This is a genomic window from Pseudoroseicyclus aestuarii, assembly GCF_003217255.1.
Classification (GTDB): Bacteria; Pseudomonadota; Alphaproteobacteria; order Rhodobacterales; family Rhodobacteraceae; genus Pseudoroseicyclus; species Pseudoroseicyclus aestuarii.
Window position 1 is genome coordinate 56,279 of record NZ_QJTE01000006.1, and the last position, 18,987, is coordinate 75,265.

Annotated in this window: 20 protein-coding genes and 1 tRNA gene; 7 read left to right on the top strand and 14 right to left on the bottom strand. The window is 71.3% G+C overall.

Annotation, left to right across the window (positions count from 1 at the left end):
* The first annotated feature begins 72 nt into the window (after positions 1 to 72).
* Positions 73 to 2,121: a ComEC/Rec2 family competence protein gene (locus DFP88_RS14330; RefSeq protein WP_110815441.1), complete on the top strand. Its 2,049-nt coding sequence runs from the start codon at positions 73 to 75 to the stop codon at positions 2,119 to 2,121.
* A 101-nt stretch (positions 2,122 to 2,222) separates the two neighbouring features.
* Here DFP88_RS14330 and lexA read toward each other — a convergent pair whose 3' ends face one another.
* The 7 genes from lexA to DFP88_RS14365 all read right to left on the bottom strand — a co-directional run bounded on the left by lexA (position 2,223) and on the right by DFP88_RS14365 (position 7,721).
* Positions 2,223 to 2,891 (bottom strand): transcriptional repressor LexA, encoded by a 669-nt coding sequence (gene lexA / locus DFP88_RS14335; protein ID WP_110815390.1) that lies wholly within the window; start codon positions 2,889 to 2,891, stop codon positions 2,223 to 2,225.
* Between the two features lie 78 nt (positions 2,892 to 2,969).
* Positions 2,970 to 4,148 carry a molybdopterin molybdotransferase MoeA gene (locus DFP88_RS14340; RefSeq protein ID WP_110815391.1) on the bottom strand — a complete coding sequence of 393 codons (1,179 nt, stop codon included), beginning with the start codon at positions 4,146 to 4,148 and terminating at the stop codon, positions 2,970 to 2,972.
* Positions 4,145 to 4,624, bottom strand: a complete 480-nt coding sequence (gene moaC / locus DFP88_RS14345) for a cyclic pyranopterin monophosphate synthase MoaC (protein WP_110815392.1) — start codon at positions 4,622 to 4,624, stop codon at positions 4,145 to 4,147. The genes DFP88_RS14340 and moaC overlap by 4 nt, the downstream gene beginning before the upstream one ends.
* On the bottom strand, positions 4,621 to 5,418 hold the full coding sequence (trpC, locus tag DFP88_RS14350; protein ID WP_110815393.1) for an indole-3-glycerol phosphate synthase TrpC: 798 nt from the start codon (positions 5,416 to 5,418) through the stop codon (positions 4,621 to 4,623). The genes moaC and trpC overlap by 4 nt, the downstream gene beginning before the upstream one ends.
* Before the next feature lie 10 nt (positions 5,419 to 5,428).
* Positions 5,429 to 6,112: a uracil-DNA glycosylase gene (locus DFP88_RS14355; RefSeq protein ID WP_110815394.1), complete on the bottom strand. Its 684-nt coding sequence runs from the start codon at positions 6,110 to 6,112 to the stop codon at positions 5,429 to 5,431.
* Between the two features lie 5 nt (positions 6,113 to 6,117).
* Positions 6,118 to 7,137, bottom strand: a complete 1,020-nt coding sequence (trpD, locus tag DFP88_RS14360) for an anthranilate phosphoribosyltransferase (protein ID WP_110815395.1) — start codon at positions 7,135 to 7,137, stop codon at positions 6,118 to 6,120.
* Positions 7,134 to 7,721, bottom strand: a complete 588-nt coding sequence (locus DFP88_RS14365) for an anthranilate synthase component II (protein ID WP_110815396.1) — start codon at positions 7,719 to 7,721, stop codon at positions 7,134 to 7,136. Before DFP88_RS14365 ends, trpD begins: the two co-directional genes overlap by 4 nt.
* Before the next feature lie 120 nt (positions 7,722 to 7,841).
* Between DFP88_RS14365 and DFP88_RS14370 the strand changes: the two genes are divergently transcribed.
* Positions 7,842 to 9,290 carry a divergent polysaccharide deacetylase family protein gene (locus tag DFP88_RS14370; protein WP_110815397.1) on the top strand — a complete coding sequence of 483 codons (1,449 nt, stop codon included), beginning with the start codon at positions 7,842 to 7,844 and terminating at the stop codon, positions 9,288 to 9,290.
* A 101-nt stretch (positions 9,291 to 9,391) separates the two neighbouring features.
* Positions 9,392 to 9,790: a DoxX family protein gene (locus tag DFP88_RS14375; protein ID WP_110815398.1), complete on the top strand. Its 399-nt coding sequence runs from the start codon at positions 9,392 to 9,394 to the stop codon at positions 9,788 to 9,790.
* A gap of 2 nt (positions 9,791 to 9,792) precedes the next feature.
* Here DFP88_RS14375 and DFP88_RS14380 read toward each other — a convergent pair whose 3' ends face one another.
* The 6 genes from DFP88_RS14380 to fabI all read right to left on the bottom strand — a co-directional run bounded on the left by DFP88_RS14380 (position 9,793) and on the right by fabI (position 16,351).
* A complete protein-coding gene (locus tag DFP88_RS14380) occupies positions 9,793 to 10,263 on the bottom strand; it encodes a GNAT family N-acetyltransferase (RefSeq protein WP_110815399.1) in 471 nt (156 codons plus the stop codon).
* Positions 10,256 to 11,770, bottom strand: coding sequence for an anthranilate synthase component I (gene trpE, locus DFP88_RS14385; RefSeq protein ID WP_110815400.1), 1,515 nt, complete (start codon positions 11,768 to 11,770; stop codon positions 10,256 to 10,258). The genes DFP88_RS14380 and trpE overlap by 8 nt, the downstream gene beginning before the upstream one ends.
* Before the next feature lie 6 nt (positions 11,771 to 11,776).
* The gene (locus DFP88_RS14390; protein WP_110815401.1) at positions 11,777 to 13,651 is read right to left on the bottom strand and encodes a SurA N-terminal domain-containing protein; all 1,875 of its coding nucleotides are present in this window, start codon (positions 13,649 to 13,651) and stop codon (positions 11,777 to 11,779) included.
* A gap of 72 nt (positions 13,652 to 13,723) precedes the next feature.
* On the bottom strand, positions 13,724 to 14,890 hold the full coding sequence (locus tag DFP88_RS14395; RefSeq protein WP_425450841.1) for an aminotransferase: 1,167 nt from the start codon (positions 14,888 to 14,890) through the stop codon (positions 13,724 to 13,726).
* A gap of 147 nt (positions 14,891 to 15,037) precedes the next feature.
* Positions 15,038 to 15,541 (bottom strand): xanthine phosphoribosyltransferase, encoded by a 504-nt coding sequence (gene gpt / locus DFP88_RS14400; protein WP_110815403.1) that lies wholly within the window; start codon positions 15,539 to 15,541, stop codon positions 15,038 to 15,040.
* A gap of 3 nt (positions 15,542 to 15,544) precedes the next feature.
* Positions 15,545 to 16,351, bottom strand: a complete 807-nt coding sequence (fabI, locus tag DFP88_RS14405) for an enoyl-ACP reductase FabI (protein ID WP_110815404.1) — start codon at positions 16,349 to 16,351, stop codon at positions 15,545 to 15,547.
* Positions 16,352 to 16,489: 138 nt separating this feature from the next.
* On the opposite strand from fabI, the gene pdxH reads away from it, so the two are divergent.
* The 4 genes from pdxH (at position 16,490) to DFP88_RS14425 (ending at position 18,395) form a co-directional block, all read left to right on the top strand.
* On the top strand, positions 16,490 to 17,095 hold the full coding sequence (gene pdxH, locus DFP88_RS14410) for a pyridoxamine 5'-phosphate oxidase (protein ID WP_110815405.1): 606 nt from the start codon (positions 16,490 to 16,492) through the stop codon (positions 17,093 to 17,095).
* 103 nt (positions 17,096 to 17,198) lie between these two features.
* Positions 17,199 to 17,780 (top strand): cold-shock protein, encoded by a 582-nt coding sequence (locus tag DFP88_RS14415; protein WP_110815406.1) that lies wholly within the window; start codon positions 17,199 to 17,201, stop codon positions 17,778 to 17,780.
* A gap of 4 nt (positions 17,781 to 17,784) precedes the next feature.
* Positions 17,785 to 18,264, top strand: a complete 480-nt coding sequence (locus tag DFP88_RS14420; RefSeq protein ID WP_425450842.1) for a DUF192 domain-containing protein — start codon at positions 17,785 to 17,787, stop codon at positions 18,262 to 18,264.
* Positions 18,265 to 18,318: 54 nt separating this feature from the next.
* Positions 18,319 to 18,395 (top strand) — tRNA-Pro (locus DFP88_RS14425).
* Between the two features lie 33 nt (positions 18,396 to 18,428).
* On the opposite strand, the gene DFP88_RS14430 is transcribed toward DFP88_RS14425, so the two are convergent.
* Entirely contained in the window at positions 18,429 to 18,929 is a 501-nt protein-coding gene (locus tag DFP88_RS14430; protein ID WP_110815407.1) for a hypothetical protein, read from the bottom strand.
* Positions 18,930 to 18,987: the final 58 nt, after the last annotated feature.

Genomic DNA, 18,987 nt, shown 5'->3' on the forward strand with positions numbered 1-18,987 from the left:
TGCGAGGCAGCGGGTTCGCGCCCGGATACTGGAGGCAGGAGGGCAGGACAAGTGCAGCGCCCGCTGGGCAGGATGCCGCGCCTTCGGGTGCCGGAGGCGGGCTGGCTGCGGGACGCGCTGGCGGCGCAGCGCGGTCACCTGATGCTCTGGGTGCCAGTGCTTCTGGGGCTCGGCATCGGGATCTACTTCTCGCTGCCGGTAGAGCCGGCGGCGCCGCAGCTCTGGGCGCTTGCGGCGCTGGCCCTGCTGGGCCTCGCGGCGGCACTGCGCTGGCCGCGGCTTGCGCCGCTGCCGCTGGGGGCCGGCCTCGTGGCGGCAGGGCTGGTGCTGGGCGCGCTGCGTGCGCAATCCGTCGCGGCGCCGGTGCTGGGCTGGCGCTACTACGGCCCCGTCGAGGGACGTGTGGTAAAGGTCGACCGCTCCGCCAGCGACGCCGTGCGGCTGACGCTCGACCGCGTGCGGCTGGAGGACGTGGTGCCGGCGCGAACCCCCGCCCGCATTCGCCTGTCGCTGCACGGCCCGCCCGGCGGGCCGCATCCCGAGCCGGGGCTGCGGGTGATGACGACAGGGCACCTCTCGCCCCCCTCGGGCCCGGTGGAGCCGGGCGGCTTCGATTTCCGCCGCTACGCCTGGTTCCAGAGGCTCGGCGCGGTGGGCTATACCCGGGCGCCGGTGCTGCTGGCGGCGGATGAGGCGGCCCGGGAGGGGCTTGGCCTGCACCGGCTGCGAGCGCACCTGTCGGCGGCGGTGCGGTCCCGGATCGGCGGCGATGCAGGCGGTTTTGCCGCCGCGGTGACGACCGGCGACCGCAGCGGCCTGTCGCGCGGCGCGACGGAGGCGCTGCGCGACGCCAACCTCTTCCACCTCGTCTCGATTTCGGGGATGCACATGGGCATGCTCGCCGGTTTCGTCTTCGCCGCCCTGCGCGGCGGGCTGGCGCTGATCCCGCCGCTGGCGCTGCGCCTGCCGGCCAAGAAGATCGCCGCCGGGTTGGCACTGGCGGCGGCGGGTTTCTACCTCGCCCTCGCCGGGCGGGCGGTGGCGACGGAGCGCGCGTTTGTCATGGTCGCGGTGATGCTGGGCGCGGTGCTGCTGGACCGGCGCGCGATCAGCCTGCGCGCGCTGGCGACGGCGGCGCTGATCGTCCTCGCGCTGCGGCCCGAGACATTGCTTTCGGCCGGATTCCAGATGTCCTTCGCCGCGGTCGTGGCGCTGATCGCGGTCTTCTCGGTCCTGCCGTATCGGCTGATCCAAGGCCGCTGGGCCTTTCTCGCGCCGGTGCTGGGCCTGGCACTGTCCTCGGTCGTGGCGGGGATGGCGACGGCGCCCTTTGCGGCGGCGCATTTCAACCGCGTCGCGCATTACGGTCTGCTCGCCAACCTCCTCGCCGTGCCGGCCATGGCCTCTCTCGTCATGCCGGGGGCGGTCTTGGCTGCCCTCCTGTCGCCGCTGGGGCTGGCTGCGCCGGCCTTGGGCCTGATGGCGCTGGGATCGGGCTGGATCCTCTGGGTGGCACAGGCGATCGCGGGGCTGGGGGGCGCGACGTCGGCGGTGGCCACGCCGCCGCCGCCCGTGCTGCCGCTGATCGTCGCGAGCGGGCTCTTCCTCGCGCTCTGGCGCGGGCACCTGCGCGCCAGCGGCCTTCTGCCCCTGGCCCTGGCCGCCGGCCTTTGGCTGCGGGCAGAGCGGCCGGCCCTGCTGATCGCCGAAAGCGGCGCGCTGATCGGGTTGATGACGCCAGAGGGGCGGGCCCTGTCGAAGCCCGGCGGGGACGGCTATGCCGCCGGTGCCTGGCTGCTGCACGACGGCTCGACCCTCGCGCAGGAGGAGGCGCATCGCGCCCTCGCATTGCCGCGCGACGGGAAGATCGCCCGCGCACAGCTGGGCGAGGCGCTGGTGATGCAGGTCTCGGGCAAGACGGCGCTGGCCGGGATCGACGGCTGCGGCGGCGCCGACCTGCTCGTGCTCGATCAACGGGACGACGCGCCGCGCCCCTGCCGCGTTCTCGACGCAGGCAGGCTCAGACGGACGGGCGCGGTTGCCGTCAGCGCCCGAGACGGCATGATGGTCATCGAGACCTCGGCCGAGCGGGCGGGGCAGAGGCCCTGGACGACAGGGTGAGGCGCCCGCTGCGGGCCGCGGGTCCTGTCGTCCAGGGCAGCGCACCGCGATGCGACGCGGTGCACGAGCAGGAAATGGCCCGAAGCAGTCCGTCTGGCGCGTCAGTAGCTGCGGATCAGCCCGACGAGACGGCCCTGAACCTTGACCTTGTCCTGCGGGTAGCTGCGCGTCTCGTAGGCCGGGTTCGCCGCCTCGAGCGCGATCATCCCGCCCTGGCGGCGGAACCGCTTGAGCGTGGCTTCCTGATCCTCGATCAGCGCGACGACGATATCGCCGGCATCGGCGGTCTCGGTCTCGCGGACGACGACGACGTCGCCGTCGTTGATGCCCGCCTCGATCATCGAGTCCCCCCGCACCTCGAGCGCGAAGTAGCTGCCGCTGCCCAGCATGCTTTGCGGTACCGCGATCTCGTGGCTGACCTCGGCGATGGCCGAGATCGGGACACCGGCGGCGATCCGCCCCATGACCGGCAGCATCGAGGCGGCGATGACGGCCGGCGGCAGCGCCGGCTCGTCGGCCTTGGGGGCTGCGACGGCGGCCTTGCGCCCGGCCATGCTGTCGGGAAGCTTCACGATCTCGAGCGCGCGGGCGCGATGGGCCAGCCGGCGGATGAACCCACGCTCTTCGAGCGCCGTGATAAGCCGGTGGATACCGGACTTGGAGCGCAGGTCGAGCGCGTCCTTCATCTCGTCGAAGCTGGGGGGCACACCATCGCGCTGCACGCGCGCATGGATGAATTCCAGCAGATCGAGCTGCTTCTTGGTGAGCATCGGGACCCTTTCATCCTCCGGCGCAACGGCGCGCCGCTGAAGATGTTCTAGTCACGTTCTCGTTTTGTGTCAACCTGTTCAGGACCGGAGCGCGATGACCTGAGCCATCTCGCCGGGCGCACTGGCGCCGGCGCCCGGGGGCTGGACGATCAGCGCGTCCGACTGCGCCAGAACCGACAGAAGGGCGCTGTCCTGGCGCGGCAGTGGCTGCACTTGGCCGCCCTCGATGCGCGCGCGCAGGTAGTGCTCGCGCGGGCCGTTGGCAGGGAGCGCCTCTGCCAGCGGCATGGTCTGGCGCGGCGCGGGGGCGGCGGGCAGGCCGAGCATGGCGCGCAGCACCGGCACGAGGAAGACATGGCCGCAGACCATGGCCGAGACCGGGTTGCCGGGCAGGCCGATCATCGCCGCGCCCTGCATGCGGCCGGCCATCAGCGGCTTGCCGGGGCGCATCGCGACCTTGTGGAAGGCCAGGTCCACGCCTGCCGCGCCGGCGGCCTGCGCGACGAGGTCGTGATCCCCGACCGAGGCGCCGCCGATGGTGACGATCAGGTCGGCGCCCTGCGCCAGCGCAAAGCTCTGCGCCAGCCCCTCAAGGCTGTCGTCGGCGATGGGCAGCAGCCGCGGGTGGCCCCCGGCCTGCGCGATCAGCGCATGCAGGCCATAGCTGTTGGAGGCGGTGATCTGCCCCGGCGCCAGCGGGCGGCCCGGCGGCACCAGCTCGTCCCCCGTGGCGAGGATCGCCACATCGGGGCGCCGGATGACGGGCAGCACCGCATGCCCCATGGCAGCGGCCAGCGCGATATCGGCGGGGGCGAGGATGCGCGGCGCCTCGAGCGCATCGCCCAGTGAAAAATCGTTGCCGGCGGGGCGGATGTGGCGCCCCTGCGGGATCGCGCCGGTCAGCGTGACGCTGTCACCGTGGGCCTCGACATCCTCCTGCAGCAGCACGCGGTCCGCGCCCTGCGGGACCGGCGCGCCGGTAAAGATGCGCACCGCTTCGCCCGCGCCGAGGCTGCCGGCGAAGGGATGCCCGGCGGCGGACTGGCCGATGACCCGAAGCTGCGCGCCCTGTTGGGCATCCGCGTCCCTCAGCGCGTAGCCGTCCATGGCCGAGGCATCGAAGGGCGGCTGCGCATGGCGCGCGGCGAGGGGGCGGGCCAGCACGCGGCCAAGCGCCTTGGTCAGCGGCACCTCCTCGACCGGGAGGGGCGAGACGAGCGAAAAGAGCTGGTCCAGGGCCTGCGAGACGGGGATCACGGGGCCGGCGCCTCGTAGCGACCGGATTTGCCGCCTTCTTTCAGCGCGAGGCGGATGCCGCCGATCTCCATCCCCTTTTCCGCTGCCTTGAGCATGTCGTAGATCGTCAGCGCGGCGGTCGAGACGGCGGTCAGCGCCTCCATCTCGACCCCGGTGCGGCCCGTGGTCTTGACGGTGGCGCGCAGGCGCAGGCCGGGCAGGGACGCGTCCGGCGTGATGTCGAGGGCGACCTTGGCGATGGGCAGCGGGTGGCACAGCGGGATGAGGTCGGCGGTGCGCTTGGCGCCCATGATCCCGGCGAGGCGCGCGGTGCCGATGACATCGCCCTTGTCCGCGCGACCTTCCGTCGCAAGATCAAGGGTTTGCGCCGTCATCTTCACCCAGCCCTCGGCCACGGCGAGGCGCGCCGTCTCGGTCTTCTCCGAGACATCGACCATATGCGCATGGCCCGCCGCGTCGAAGTGGCTGAGGCTCACGAGGCTGCCGCCGGCGCCGGGGCGAGGATGGCACGCGTGGCGGCCGTGACATCCTCCTGCCGCATCAGGCTTTCGCCGATCAGGAAGGCGCGGGCGCCGTATTCGGCAAGATCGGCGAGATCGGCGGGCGTGAAGAGCCCGCTTTCGGCCACCACGACGCGATCCGCGGGCACCTGCGGCGCCAGCCGCCGGGTCGTGCCGAGGTCGGTCTCGAAGCTGCGCAGGTCGCGGTTGTTGATGCCGATCATCGGGCAGGGCAGTTCGAGCGCGCGCTCAAGCTCCGCGTCGTCGTGCACCTCGATCAGCGCGTCCATGCCCCACTGCGCGGCGGCATCGGCGATCTCGGCGGCCTGCGCGTCCGAAAGGGTCGCCATGATGATCAGGATGCAATCGGCGCCAAGCGCGCGGCTTTCGACGACCTGCCAGGGGTCGTAGAGAAAATCCTTGCGCAGCACCGGCAGGTCCACCGCCCCGCGGGCGGCGACGAGGAAATCCTCGTGCCCCTGAAAGCTCGGCCCGTCGGTCAGCACCGAAAGGCAGGCAGCGCCGCCTGCGGCATAGGCGCGGGCGAGGGCGGGCGGATCGAAATCGGGACGGATCAGCCCCTTGGAGGGGCTCGCCTTCTTCACCTCGGCGATCAGCCCGTAGCCGGGCTGGGCGGCGAGGGCGCGGGCGAAGCCGCGCGGGGCATCCGCCGCGCGGGCGCGGTCTTCCATCTCGGAGAGGGGCGCCTGCGCCTTGCGGGCGGCGATCTCCTCCAGCTTATAGGCCTTGATGCGGTCGAGAATATGCATGGCGAGGTATCTAGTCCGCTGCGTCAGGGTTGGAAAGCGTCCCGGTCCAATCGATGCGCCCTTCGCCCTGTGTCGTAAGCCAGTCGTTGACCCGGCTGAAGGGGCGCGAGCCGAAGAAGCCGCGATAGGCCGAGAGGGGCGAGGGATGCGCGCTCTCGATCACGAGGCTGCCGGGGCAGGTAATCTGGCCGCGGAATGTCTGCGCCGGTCCGCCCCAGAGGATATAGGCCCGCGGCCGATCCGAAAGCCGCGCCAGCACGTCGCGCACCAGCGCGTCCCAGCCCAGCCGGGCATGGCCCTTGGCCGCGCCTTCCGGCACCGTCAGCGCGGTGTTCAGCAGCAGGACGCCCTGCGCAGCAAGGTCGGGCAGGTCGGTGCGGCTGCGGGGCGTGCCAAGATCGGCCTCCATCTCCTTGAAAATATTACCAAGACTGTCGAGGCGCCCGGGAAAGTCCCGCGGGATCGAGAAGGCGAGGCCGTCTGCCTTGCCCGGCGTGTGATAGGGGTCCTGGCCCAGGATCACCACGCGCACCGCCTCGGGCGGGGCGGCGGCGAGGGCGGCGAAGACGCGCGGCGCCGGCGGATGGATCACGCGGGTCTCGGCAGCCAGCGCCGCGCGCAGGGCGGGCCAGCGAGTGTCCCAGAAAGGCAGCCCGTCCCAGCCGGGCGGCGCCGGGCGCGCGGGCAGGTCCATGCGCGTCAGCTCGCCGGGCTGATCCGGGCCAGCGTCTCGGCCGCGCGGGCGGCGGCGCCGCTGTCGATGGCCTGCGCCGCGATCTCGGCCCCTTCGGGCAGGCTGGTGGCCTTGCCGGCGACCAGCAGCGCGGCGGCGGCGTTCAGCAGCACCGCGTCGCGGTAGCCCGAAGGCTCGCCCGCCAGCAACGCGCGCATCGCCGCCCCGTTCTCTTCGGGGCCGCCGCCGATGATCGCCTCGAAGGGATGGGCCTTGAGGCCCGCGTCATGGGGCGAGACCTTGAACTCGCTGATCAGCCCGTCCTTCAGCTGGACGACATGGCTGGGGGCGGAAATACTCAGCTCGTCGCTGCCGTCGCCGCCATGCACCAGCCATGCGGCTTCGGTCCCCAGCGCCTGCAGCGTCTCGGCCATTGGCCGGCAGAGCGCGGCCGAGAAGGAGCCGGTCAGCTGCCGCTTCACCCCGGCGGGGTTGGTCAGGGGCCCGAGGATGTTGAAGATCGTGCGGGTGCCCAGCTCGGCCCGGATCGGGCCGACGTGGCGCATCGCGGGATGATGCATCGCCGCCATCATGAAGCCGATGCCGGCCTCGGCGAGGCAGCGCTCCACCACGTCGGGGCCGACCATGGTCTCGATCCCCAGAACGCCCAGCACATCGGCGGCGCCCGAGGCGGAAGAGAGCTTGCGGTTGCCGTGCTTGGCCACCGGCACCCCGGCGCCCGCCACCACGAGGGCCGCGGCGGTCGAGATGTTCAGCGTCTGCATGCCGTCGCCGCCGGTCCCGACGATGTCGATCGCGCCCTCGGGGGCGGTCACGCGCAGGCAGCGCTCGCGCATGGTGGCGGCGGCACCGGCGATCTCGTCGATGCTCTCGCCGCGCATCCGCAGTGTCATCAGGAAACCGCCGACCTGCCCCGGACTGGCCGTGCCATCAAAGAGGATGCCAAAGGCCTCAGCGGCCTCGCTGCGGGTCAGGGTGCCCTCGGCGGCGCGGCCGATCAGCGGGCGAAGGCGATTGTCGCTCATGCCGGGGTCTCCTGCAGGACGCGGTTCAGGAAATTCTGCAGCAGGCGGTGCCCGTGGTCCGAGGCGATGCTCTCGGGGTGGAACTGCACGCCCTCGATGGGCCGCGTCCTGTGGCGCAGGCCCATGATCGTGCCATCCGCCAGCCATGCGGTGACCTCGAGCTCGGGCGGCAGGCTTTCGCGATCGACGATCAGCGAGTGGTAGCGGGTGGCGGTGAAGGGGCTGGGCAGCCCCTCGAAGACGCCCTGGCCGTCGTGAAAGATCTCGGCCGTCTTGCCGTGCACGATCTCGCTGGCGCGCATCACGGTGCCGCCGAAGACCTGCCCGATGGCCTGATGCCCGAGGCAGACGCCGAAGAGCGGCGTCTCGGTCTCGGCGGCGGCCTCGGTCAGGGCCATGCAGATGCCGGCCTCGTTCGGGGTGCAGGGCCCGGGCGAGAGCACGATGCCCGCCGGGTTCAACGCCATCGCCTGCTGCACATTCAGCGCATCGTTGCGGCGCACCTCGACCTCGGCCCCGAGTTCCCCGAGGTAATGCACCAGGTTGAAGGTGAAGCTGTCGTAGTTGTCGATCAGAAGCAGCATGCCGGTCCAATTCGGGGGCTGCCGTCCAGCGCGCCCCTTGCTAGTGTCAGCCCCTAGATGGGCCGGGCCGGCGGGGCACGTCAAGCGGCTCCGGGGCACGGCGGAGAGTGGAGCGATCTTATGGCGCGCGGTTTTCTGGCAGGGGCGATCTCTGGGCTGGTCCTCGGGGGAGTGGTGCTGGCCGTCGCGTCCCTTTCGACGGAGCTGCCGGCCGGCGTCGTGCCGCCCGCGCCGCCGCAGCAGCAGGTCCCCGAGGCCGGCGCCGGGGCCGAGGCCGACGCTCCGCCAGAGGCACCGCGGCCCGTCGCGCAGGACCCGGTGAGCACCGGCACGGTGCCGCGCGCCGATGTGCCGGCGGGGCAGGGCGGCACGCCGCAGGCGCAGACCGATCCCGCCGCCGTGCCCAGTGCCGGTGCGGGTCAGCCGGTGGTGCCCGAGCAGGCCGCGCCGCCGCTGCCCGACATGCCGCAGGAGCCGCAGGCCGAGGAGCCCGTGCTGCCGAGCCCGCAGTCGCGGGTGCCGCAGGAGCCTGGGCCCGAGCGCGCCGCCACGGTCACGACCGCCCCCACCCGTCCCGCCGCCGCGCCCGCGGGGTCCGAGGGCGTGGCCGAGGCGGAGGAGGATACCGTCACCGAGATCGAGCCAGAGATCATCGCTCCGCAGGAGGCGCCCAAGAGCGACTTCGAGCCGGAGCAGATCGAGCCTGAGCAGGTCGAGCCTGAGCAGACCGGACAGGGCGATGATGCGCCTCCCCGCGTGATCCGGCCCGATGCCGAGGGCAGCCTGCCGGATGGCGCGCAGGGGGTCCGGGTGCGGCGGCCCGGCAGCCTCGACGCCCCCTTGGCGGAGGATGCCGCCCCCGCTGCGGCGGAGGCGACCGACGAGAACGCGCCCGCGCTGCAGCGCCATGCCGCGCCGGCCCCGCAGGCTGGCGGCGACCTGCCGCTGATGGCCCTCGTACTGATCGACGACGGCAGCCTCGAAAACGCCGTGGAGGCGCTCGTGGCGGTGCCGATGCCCGTCAGCATCGCCATCGACCCGGCCCGTCCGGGCGCGGCGCAGCGGATGCAGGACTGGCGCGCGGCCGGGTTCGAGGTGGCGGTGCTGGCGACCCTGCCGACCGGCGCCCGTCCGGAGGACGTGGAGGTCACCTACGAGGCCGCCTTCACGGCCCTTCCGCAGACCGTCGCCGTCCTCGATGCCGGCGGCGGCGGTCTCAGCGCCGACAGCGCGGTCACGGCGCAGGCGCTTCAGTGGATGGCCGACAGCGGGCGCGGGCTGGTGACCGTGGTGCAGGGGCTGGCGACGCCGCTGCGGCTGGCGCGCGAGGCTGGCGTGCCCGCCGCCGAGGTCTACCGCGACCTCGACGGGCAGGGGCAAAACGCCCAGGCGGTGGAACGCTTCCTCGACCAGGCGGCCTTCCGGGCCGGCCAGCAGGGGCCGCTGACTGTGCTGGGGCGCGTGCGGCCCGAAACCATCACGGCGCTGGAGGCCTGGGCCGCCGGCAGCCGGGCAGGGGAGGTCGCGCTGGTGCCGGTCTCGGCGCTGCTGCAGCGGCAGCAGGACTGAGGGCCGGGGCCGCTGGGTGCGCCACTGCACGATAGCTGCGCTTTGCCTGCGGCGCCGCTCGCGGCCTAGTTGACCGGGAAACAGAATCGAGGATCCATGTCATGACCACTTCGCCTTCCGCCCTGGCCCCCTGGGCGCCGAAGCTCCTGAGCGTTCTGCGCATCGTCGCCGGCCTGATGTTCATGGCCCACGGCACGCAGAAGCTGCTCGGCTTCCCGGCCAGCGAGATGATGCCCGAGGCCTTCTCCTTCATGTGGTGGGGCGGCCTGCTGGAGCTGGTCGGCGGCGCGCTCTTCGCGCTTGGCCTGTTCACCACCCCCGTCGGGATCCTGATCTCGGGCGAGATGGCGGTTGCCTACTGGATGTTCCACGCCCCCTCGCACTGGGTGCCGGCGGCGAACGGCGGCGACGCCTCCATCCTCTACTGCTTCGTCTTCCTCTACATCGCGGCCGCTGGCCCCGGTCCCTGGAGCCTCGACGCCGCCCGCAAGCGGGCCTGACGCTAGAGGTCGCGCCCCATGTAAAGGACGCCCGGAACCGGGTTGTCGTAATAGGGCGCGATGTCCGTGAAACCGAGGCGGCGGTAGGAGGCTACCGCCGCCTCGAGCCTCGGCAGGGTGTCGAGGACCATGCGGCGATAGCCCAGCCCGCGCCCCGCCTCGAGCAGCGCCTGCGTCAGCCGGGCCCCGAGGCCGAGGCCGCGCGCAGTTGGCCTGACCCAGAGCCGCTTCATCTCGCAGGTCCCGCCACCGCGATCCTTGAGCGCGACGCAGCCAAGCGCCTCGCCGGTGTCACCCCGCGCGATCAGCATTGCGCCGCCGGGCGGCGCGTAGAGTGCCGGCAGATCGGCCAGCTCCGTCTCGACGTCCTGAAAGCTGAGATCCAGCGCCAGCCAGTCGATATACTCGAGGATCAGCACCCGCGCCACCGCCCAGTCCGCAGGACCGGCAGCAGGCGCGATGATCTCAGCCATTGCCACCGTCGCGGAACAGCCGCGCGTCCTGCGCCGCGCGCAGCAGCGCGCCGGACTTGTGCACGGTTTCCATGAACTCCCCCTCGGGGTCGCTGTCGTAGACCACGCCGCCGCCGGCCTGCACGTAAAGCGTGCCGTCCTTGACCACGCCGGTGCGCAGCGCGATGCACATGTCCATGTCGCCGCGCGCGCTGAAATAGCCAAGGCCGCCGCCGTAGACGCCGCGCTTCTCCGGCTCAAGCTCGTCGATGATCTCCATCGCGCGGACCTTGGGCGCGCCCGAGACGGTGCCCGCAGGCATCCCGGCGAAGAAGGCCGAAAGGGCGTCCTGATCCTCGGCCAGCTCTCCGACCACGTTCGAGACGATGTGCATGACGTGGGAATAGCGCTCGATCACGAAGCTTTCGGTCGGGCGCACGGTGCCGATCTTTGCCACCCGGCCGACGTCGTTGCGGCCCAGATCGAGAAGCATCAGATGCTCGGCCCGCTCCTTCTCGTCGGCCAGCAGGCTGGCCTCGTTGGCGCGATCCTCCTCGGGCGTGGCGCCGCGCGGGCGGGTGCCGGCGATCGGGCGCACCGTGACCTCGCCGTCCATCACGCGGACGAGGATCTCGGGACTGGCGCCGACGACCTGGTAGCCGCCGAAGTTGAAATAGAACATGAAGGGCGAGGGGTTCGTCCGCCGCAGCGAGCGGTAGAGCGCGAAGGGCGGCTCTGCGAAGGGCACGGCCCAGCGCTGCGAGGGGACGACCTGGAAGATGTCGCCTGCGCGGATGTATTCCTTCGCCGTCTCGACCGCCGCCTTATAGCCCTCGCGGGTGAAGTTCGACACCGGCTCTCCGACCGGCTCGGCCTCGCCGGCGAGGCTACGGGCATCCAGCGGCACGGGCCGGTCGAGGGCGCGGATCGCGTCCGTCACCCGCTCCGCCGCCTGGGCATAGGCCGCGCGCGCCGACAGGCCGCTGTCGGCCCAGGCCGGCGCCACGAGGATCACGTCGCCCTTCACCCCGTCGAGCACCGCCACCACCGAGGGGCGCAGCATCACGGCATCCGGCAGGCCCAGCACGTCCGGCGGGCAGTTCGGCAGCCGTTCGACCAGGCGGATCATGTCGTAGCCCAGGTAGCCGAAGAGGCCCGCCGAGGCGGCGGGAAGCTCCTCCGGCAGGTCGATCTCGCTTTCCGCCAGCAGCGCGCGCAGCACCTCGAGCGGCGGGCCTTCGGCCGGCTCGAAGGCGTCGTCATCCCAGCGGGCGGCGCGGTTGATGCGGCTCGTCTCGCCCCGGCATTCCCAGATCAGGTCCGGGTTCATGCCGACGATGGAATAGCGGCCCCGGATCTCGCCCCCGGTCACCGATTCAAGCATGAAGGCATGCTTTCCAGCGCCCGAGAGCTTGAGCATCAGCGACACCGGCGTGTCGAGGTCGGCGGCGAGGCGGGTCCAGACGATCTGGTTGCGCCCCGCCTCAAAGCCGTCGCGGAAGCCGTCGAAGTCGGGAAGCAGGGCCATGGTGCCTCAGCGGAACTGGGTGTTGACGGATTGCAGCGCGGCTTCGTCCAGCCGCACCTCGGTGCCGGATTGCACGGCGCCCGCGTAGGCGGCGTAGAGGTCCTGCGCCATGCCGGCGGCAAGGCGCTGGCCGACGGTCTGCCGCTCGGCCTCGACGGCCGGGTCGGCGGGATCGGGATCGGCCCGGCCGTCAAGCCGCAGTACCACAGCGCCCGCGCCTTCGACCTGACCGGGATCGAGGGGCAGGGCGCGCACTTCGCCCTCTTCCATCTCGAAGAGGGTCTGCACGAAGGCCTGCGGCACTCCCTCGACGAAGTCGCGGCGCGTCAGGCGCGGCTGCTCCTCGGGCTCGAGGCCGGCCTCGGCAAAGCTCTGGCCGCCGGCGATGCCCTCGGCCCGCGCCTCGGCATCGGCCAGCACCGCCGCCCGCGTCGCGGCGGCCAGCGCATCGGCGATCACCGCGTCGCGCACCTCCTCCAGCGGCTGCAGCGCCGGCGGGTCGATGGCATCGAGGCGCAGGGCGAAGATGCCGCCGTCCTCCAGCTCCATCAGCTCGGGGTAGGCGCCTTCCTGCAGGGCAGCAGCGGCCTCGCGGAAGGGGGCATAGGCGGCGATCGCATCGTCCTCTTCGCCGCCCGTCATCTCGGGCGTCCAGTTGATGGTGCCCAGCTCCATGTCGGTCTGCTCGGCCAGGTCCTCGACGCTGGCGCCGCCGGCGAGCAGATCCTCGATCCGGGTCTGCTGGTCCTCGATGACGCGGCGGGCGCGGGCGGCGGCCAGCTCGTCGCGCAGCTCGGGCTCGGCCTCCTCGAAGGGAACCTCCTGCGCGGCGAGAACGGCGTTCATGCGGAACAGCGCCGGGCCGACATTGGTCTCGAAGGGGCCGACGACGGCGCCGGGCTCGGCAGCAAAGACCGCCTCGCCGGCCGCGCCCAGATCCTCCTCCGAGACATCGCCCATGTCGGTGTCGATCAGGTCGAGGCCGCGGTCCTCGACCGCCGTCTCGAAATCGCTGCTGCCCTCGTCGATGGCGGCCTTGGCTGCCGTCGCGGCCGCCTCGTCCGGATAGACCAGCCGCTCGACCAGGCGCCGCTCGGGCTGCACGTAATCGGCCAGCCGCTGCTCGTAGAGCTCGCGCAGCTGCGCCTCGTCGACGGTGACCTGGCCCTGGATCATCTCGGGCGAGAGCCAGGCATAGGTGATCTCGCGGCTCTCGGCGCTGGTATAGGCCTCGGGATCGGCCTCGTATTGCGCGGCGATGGCGGCCTCGTCCGGGGCCTCGGGCTCGATCCCCAGCGCGGCGGCGTCGAGCCGGGCGTAGGTCACGGCGCGGGTCTCCATCAGGTAGCCGACCAGCATCTCGGCGGCGGCATCGGGTTCGGGCACGCCGCCGACGACGGCGCCCTGCAGCAGGCCGCGCGCCAGCTCGTCGCGCAGGCCGGATTCGAACTCGGCTTCGGTCAGGCCGGCGTTGCGCAGCCGGCTGGCATAGGTCTCGCGGTCGAACTCACCGGACAGATCCTGGAAGGACTGCATGCCGATCAGCTCGTCGCGCACCCGCGCATCACCGGCGGAGATGCCCAGATCGCCCGCCTCGGCGGCCAGCGCCTTCTCGGTCACCAGCTGCCCCAGCACCGCCTGGTCGAGGCCAAGCTGCTGCGCCTGCGGAAAGCTCAGCTGGGTGCCCATCTGTTCGGAGAAGGCGCGGATCTGCTGGTTCAGCGCGGCGGTATATTCGCGCACGGTGATCTGCCGGTCACCGACCGTGCCGACGGTGCGCAGCGTGCCGGTCACGCCGGTGGCGCCGAAGCCGACAAGGCCGACGGCCAGCAGCGCCAGCACGACCCATACGAGGACCTTGTTCATCGTCCGCTTGGCCATCGCTCATCCCCCTGGCGCTGCATCGGCGCTTGCATAGGCGAGGGTCCGCCCGCCCGCAAGCCGCCCGCCCCTTCAGGGCCGCCAGGCGGCGAGGCGCGCGTGAAAGGCGGCGATGCCGGGCACGTCGAGATTGGCGAAGGCGATGCGCAGCTGCCGCGGCGCCTCGGCATCGTCCTCTGGCGCGAACATCGTGCCGGGCAGCGCCAGGATCCCGGCCTCCGTCACCAGTCGCCGGGCCAGCTCGGGGCTGGGCAGGTCGAAGGGATGGCGGAGATAGGCGAAATAGGCGCCGCAGCCCAGAAGTTGCCAGCCCTCGAGCGCCGCGGCCCCCTCGGCCATGGCGGCGCGGCGGGCCAGCACCTCGGCCCGCTCGCCGGCCAGCCATTGCCCAAGGGTCTGCATCCCCCAGAGCGCGGCGTGCTGGCCCAGCTGCGGCGGGCAGATGGCGACGGTGTCGAGAAAACGCTCCGCCTGCGCCAGCCGCGCCGGAGAGGCGGTGATCGCCCCGACCCTGTGCCCGGTCAGCCGGTAGGCCTTGGAAAAGGAATAGAGCTGGATCAGCGTCTCGTCCCAGCGCGGATCGGAGAAAAGATCATGCGCCGGCTCGCTGCGCCCGTCGAAATCGCGGTAGGTCTCGTCGAGGATCAGCGCGATCCCATGCGCCCGCGCCAGTTCGAAGAAGGCGCGGATCACCTGGGCGGGATACTCGGCGCCGGTGGGGTTGTTCGGGCTGACCAGCACGATCGCCCGGGTGCGCGGGGTGATCAGCACCTCCGCCGCCTCCGCCTGCGGCACCATGCCCGGCCCGCAGCGCAGCGGCACAGTACGGATGCCGCTCATGTCGTGCCACATGCGATGGTTGAAGTACCAGGGCACTGGCAGGATCACCTCGTCGCCCTCGCCGCAGAGAGCCGAGAGGGCGGCGCAATAGGCCTGGTTGCAGCCCGCGGTGATCGCTACCTGGTGCGGGCCGACGCTGCCTTGGTAGTCCCGGCTCCATGTGGCGGCGACCTCGGCGCGCAGCGCGGGCAGGCCCAGGACCGGCCCGTAGAGATGCACTTCCGGCATCTCGTTCACCAGCCGCGCCATCTCGGCGCGCAGCGCCTCGGGCGGCGGGTCGACCGGCGCCGCCTGGCTGACGTTGATCAGCGGCCTTTCGCCGAAGTCGACGCCATCGAGCCAGCGCCGCGCCTCCATCACCGGCGGATCGAAGGTGGCTTGGGTGCGGGGCAGGGACATCGGCGGCCTCATCGTCGGACCCGCCAAGCTAACCGCAAGGAAAAGGCGCCTGCAATCGGCGCCCTTTCATGTTTCTGAAAATACTCCGGGGAGCGCGAGGGGCTGGCCCCTCGCCCCGGCCCGCCGCAAGCGCGGCCGCTGACCGGATCAGTCCTTGCCGCGATAGGGCGGCGCATATTGCAGCGCCATGTCCCAGGGGAAGAAGATCCAGGTGTCCTGGCTGACCTCGGTGATGAAGGTGTCGACCTGGGTGTTGCCCTGCGGCTTGGCGTAGACGGTGGCGAAATGCGCCTTGGGGTAGAGGCTGCGCACCAGCTCCAGCGTCTTGCCCGTATCGACGAGGTCGTCGACCACGAGGATGCCGGTGCCGTCGCCCATCACATCGGCGTCGGGCGCCTTGATGACGCGGGCCTCGGACTGGTCCTGGTGGTCGTATGACTTGACGCTGATCGTGTCGACGGTGCGGATGTCCAGCTCGCGCGCGACGATCATCGCCGGCGCCATGCCGCCGCGGGTGATCGCCACGACGGCGCGCCAGCCGCCGTCATCGGGGCCGCGCCCGTCCAGGCGCCAGGCCAGGGCGCGGGCATCGCGGTGCAGCTGGTCCCAGCTGACGTGGAAGCCCTTCTCATGCGGCAGGATGTCGTTCATCGGTCAGCCTTTCGTGATGTCGGGGGCATCGGGGTTCTTCATCCCGATCACGTGGTAGCCGGCATCGACGTGATGCACCTCGCCGGTCACGGCGCTGCCCAGATCGCTCAGCAGGTAGAGCGCGGATTTGCCCACCTCCTCCTGGCTGACGGTGCGGCGCAGGGGCGAGTTGTACTCGTTCCACTTCATGATGTAGCGGAAATCGCCGATGCCGCTGGCGGCCAGCGTCTTGATCGTGCCGGCGCTGATCGCGTTCACGCGGATGCCGTCGCGGCCCAGGTCCTCGGCGAGGTAACGCACGCTGGCTTCGAGCGCGGCCTTGGCGACGCCCATCACGTTGTAATGCGGCATGACCTTCTCGGCGCCGTAGTAGGTCAGCGTCAGGCAGGACCCACCCTCGGTCATCATCGCCGAGGCGCGCTTGACCACCGAGGTGAAGGAGAAGACCGAGATATCCATCGAGGTCAGGAAGTTCTGGCGGCTGGTGTCGACATAGCGCCCGCGCAGCTCGTTCTTGTCGGAAAAGCCGATGGCATGGACGATGAAGTCCAGCTTGCCCCAGCGCTCTTCCAGCGCCGCGAAGAGCGCGTCGACCGAGGCCTCGTCGCCCACGTCGCAGGGCAGCACGAGGTCCGAGCCCAGCTCGGCGGCCAGCGGCCCCACGCGCTTGAGCAGCGCCTCGCCCTGGTAGGAGAAGGCCAGCTCGGCGCCCGCGCCGGCACACGCTTTCGCGATCCCCCAGGCAATGGACTTGTCGTTCGCGAGGCCCATAATCAGACCGCGTTTGCCTGTCATCAGACCGGATGTCATAGCGTCCCCTTACCGCTTGGCAGCTTTACGGTGGCGTACCCTCTAGGCGAAGGCTGCAGGCGCTTCAAGATGGCGTGTCCGGCGGTCCGGGGCTGCCGGCGCGGGAACGAGACAGAGAAGGCCCGGAGGGCAGGCACTATGAACGAGCGAACAGGCATTTTTTCCGGATCGGATCCAATCGAGATCGTGCAACGCTGGTTGTCCGAGGCGCGCGAGACGGAGCCGAACGATCCCGATGCCATGGCCCTTTCGACGGTCGACGAGAGCGGGCTGCCCGATGTCCGCATCGTCCTGCTCAAGCAGATCGACCAGGATGGCTTCGCCTTCTTCACCAATTACGGCAGCGCCAAGGGCCGCCAGATCGAGGCCACGGGCAAGGCTGCCTTCGTGCTGCACTGGAAGTCGCTGCGCCGCCAGGTGCGGGTGCGCGGGATGATCGAGCGCCTGCCCGCCGAGCGCGCGGATGCCTATTTTACTTCGCGCAGCGCCAACAGTCGCCTCGGCGCCTGGGCATCGGAACAGTCGCGCCCGGTCGCCTCTCGCGCGGTGCTCGAGGAGCGTGTCGAAGAGGCAAGGGCCCGGCACGGCGAGGACCCGTCGCGCCCGCCGTTCTGGGGCGGTTACCTGATCCGCCCGCTCGCCATAGAGCTCTGGGCTGATGGCGCCCATAGGTTGCATGACAGGTTCTTGTGGTCGCGCGACGCGATTCGTGACCTATGGGCAGTAGAACGCCTTTATCCTTAAGGTTATGGTGGAACTTAAAATCCGTGCTTGAAGCAGCGATCCTTCTATGGTCGTTCGCCCCAGTTTGTACCCATAGCCTCGCATAAGAAAGGCGCGTTCCGGTTTGTCAGAGCAAGACCTAGTCATCGACGGGCAGGTGAAGTGGTTCGATCCTGTCAAGGGCTTCGGCTTCGTGGTGGCTGACAGCGGCGGTCCCGACATTCTTCTGCACGCAAACGTCCTGCGCAATTTCGGCCAGAGCTCGATCGCCGACGGGGCGCGGGTCCAGCTCGCGGTGCAGGAGACCGCGCGCGGGATGCAGGCCGTCGCCGTGCTCTCGGTTGCGGCCTCCGAGGCGCAGGGCGCGGTCGGTCTGAGCGATCTCGACGACCTCGATCCGGACTACGTCGCATCCCGGCCGATGGAGCCGGCGCGCGTCAAATGGTTCGACAAGGGCAAGGGCTTCGGCTTTGCCAATGTCTTCCTGCTGCCCGAGGATGTCTTCATCCACATGGAGGTCCTGCGCCGCTCCGGCCTCGCCGACCTGCAGCCGGGCGAAGCCGTGGTGCTGCGGGTGATCGAGGGGCACCGGGGGCGGATGGCCGTCGACGTGATGTCCTGGGACAGCGCCGGGCGCAGCGGACGGCCCTGCCGTGTCGAGAGCAGCCCGCCCGTCACGGGCCAGCCCGAGTTCGAGAAGGAATGAGCCGATGATGCCCGCCTTTCGATGTGCCGCCGTTCTGGCGGGCCTGGCCCTGATGCCGGCTGCCTCGGCGACGGCGGCCGGATGCCGGGCCGACCGCGTCACCGTCAGCGGCGACTGGGGGCAGGCGCGCTTCGCGGTCGAGATCGCCGACGACGCCGAGGAGCGGGCCCGCGGGCTGATGTACCGCGAGGAGATGGCCCCCCTCGCCGGGATGCTCTTCGTCTACGAGGCGCCGCAGCCGGCCAGCTTCTGGATGCGCAACACGCTGATCCCGCTCGATATCCTTTTTGCCGATGCGCAGGGCCGGCTGATCACCGTGCACGACCGCGCGGTGCCGCTGGACGAGACGCCGATCCCCGGCGGCGATGCGGTGCAATACGTGCTCGAGATCAACGGCGGCATGGCCGACCGCCTTGGCATTACGCCGGGCGATGTGCTGCAGCATCCCGCCATCGGCCCGGATGCCGCCGCGCCCTGCGACTGAGCTGCCGGCTCGGGCGCTTGCACGGCTGGCGCGGCGCGCGTATGTCGGCCCGGTCGGGGCGTAGCGCAGCCTGGTAGCGCATCTGCTTTGGGAGCAGAGGGCCGGAGGTTCGAATCCTCTCGCCCCGACCAGCGGCCCGGCCCCGAAGGGCCAGCCCGCCCCGGTCAGCCCTTCTCCGTGTTTTCCATCACCTCTCCGCCCGCCGCCTCGAGCAGCGCGCGCATCGACCCTTTCAGCTGCGGGCTGTCGGGCCGCACCAGCTGCGCCGGCCCGCCGTCGCGCTGCGGCACGCGGATCAGGTTCTCGGCCGTCACGACATAGCCGCCCCGGCCCGAGGCCTCGACCGCGCGCAGGTTCGTCACCAGCCGGGGCAGGTCCTCTACCGTGCCGCCGAGATCTAGGATCAGCGCGGCCGCCAGCTCCGGCGGCGGCAGCGACTCGCAGCCCGCGCCCAGCGCGCCCGGCCGCGTGACCTGCGCCTGCGGGCCTGTGCAGCCGGCCCGCACCGCGTCCAGCAGGGTCGAGGGCAGATCGGTGAAATAGGCGCGCACCTGTCCCGGCTGCAGCGGCAGATCCGCCGGCTCGTCCGGTTGCACCGGCAGGCCCGGCGCGCAGCCCAGAAGCAGCGCGAGGCCGAGCGCGGCGAGAGGGAATCGGTATGGCATGATCAGGGCACCTCGCCGCGTCAGAAGGGTGGGCGCAGCATCGCATGCCGCGCGGCGG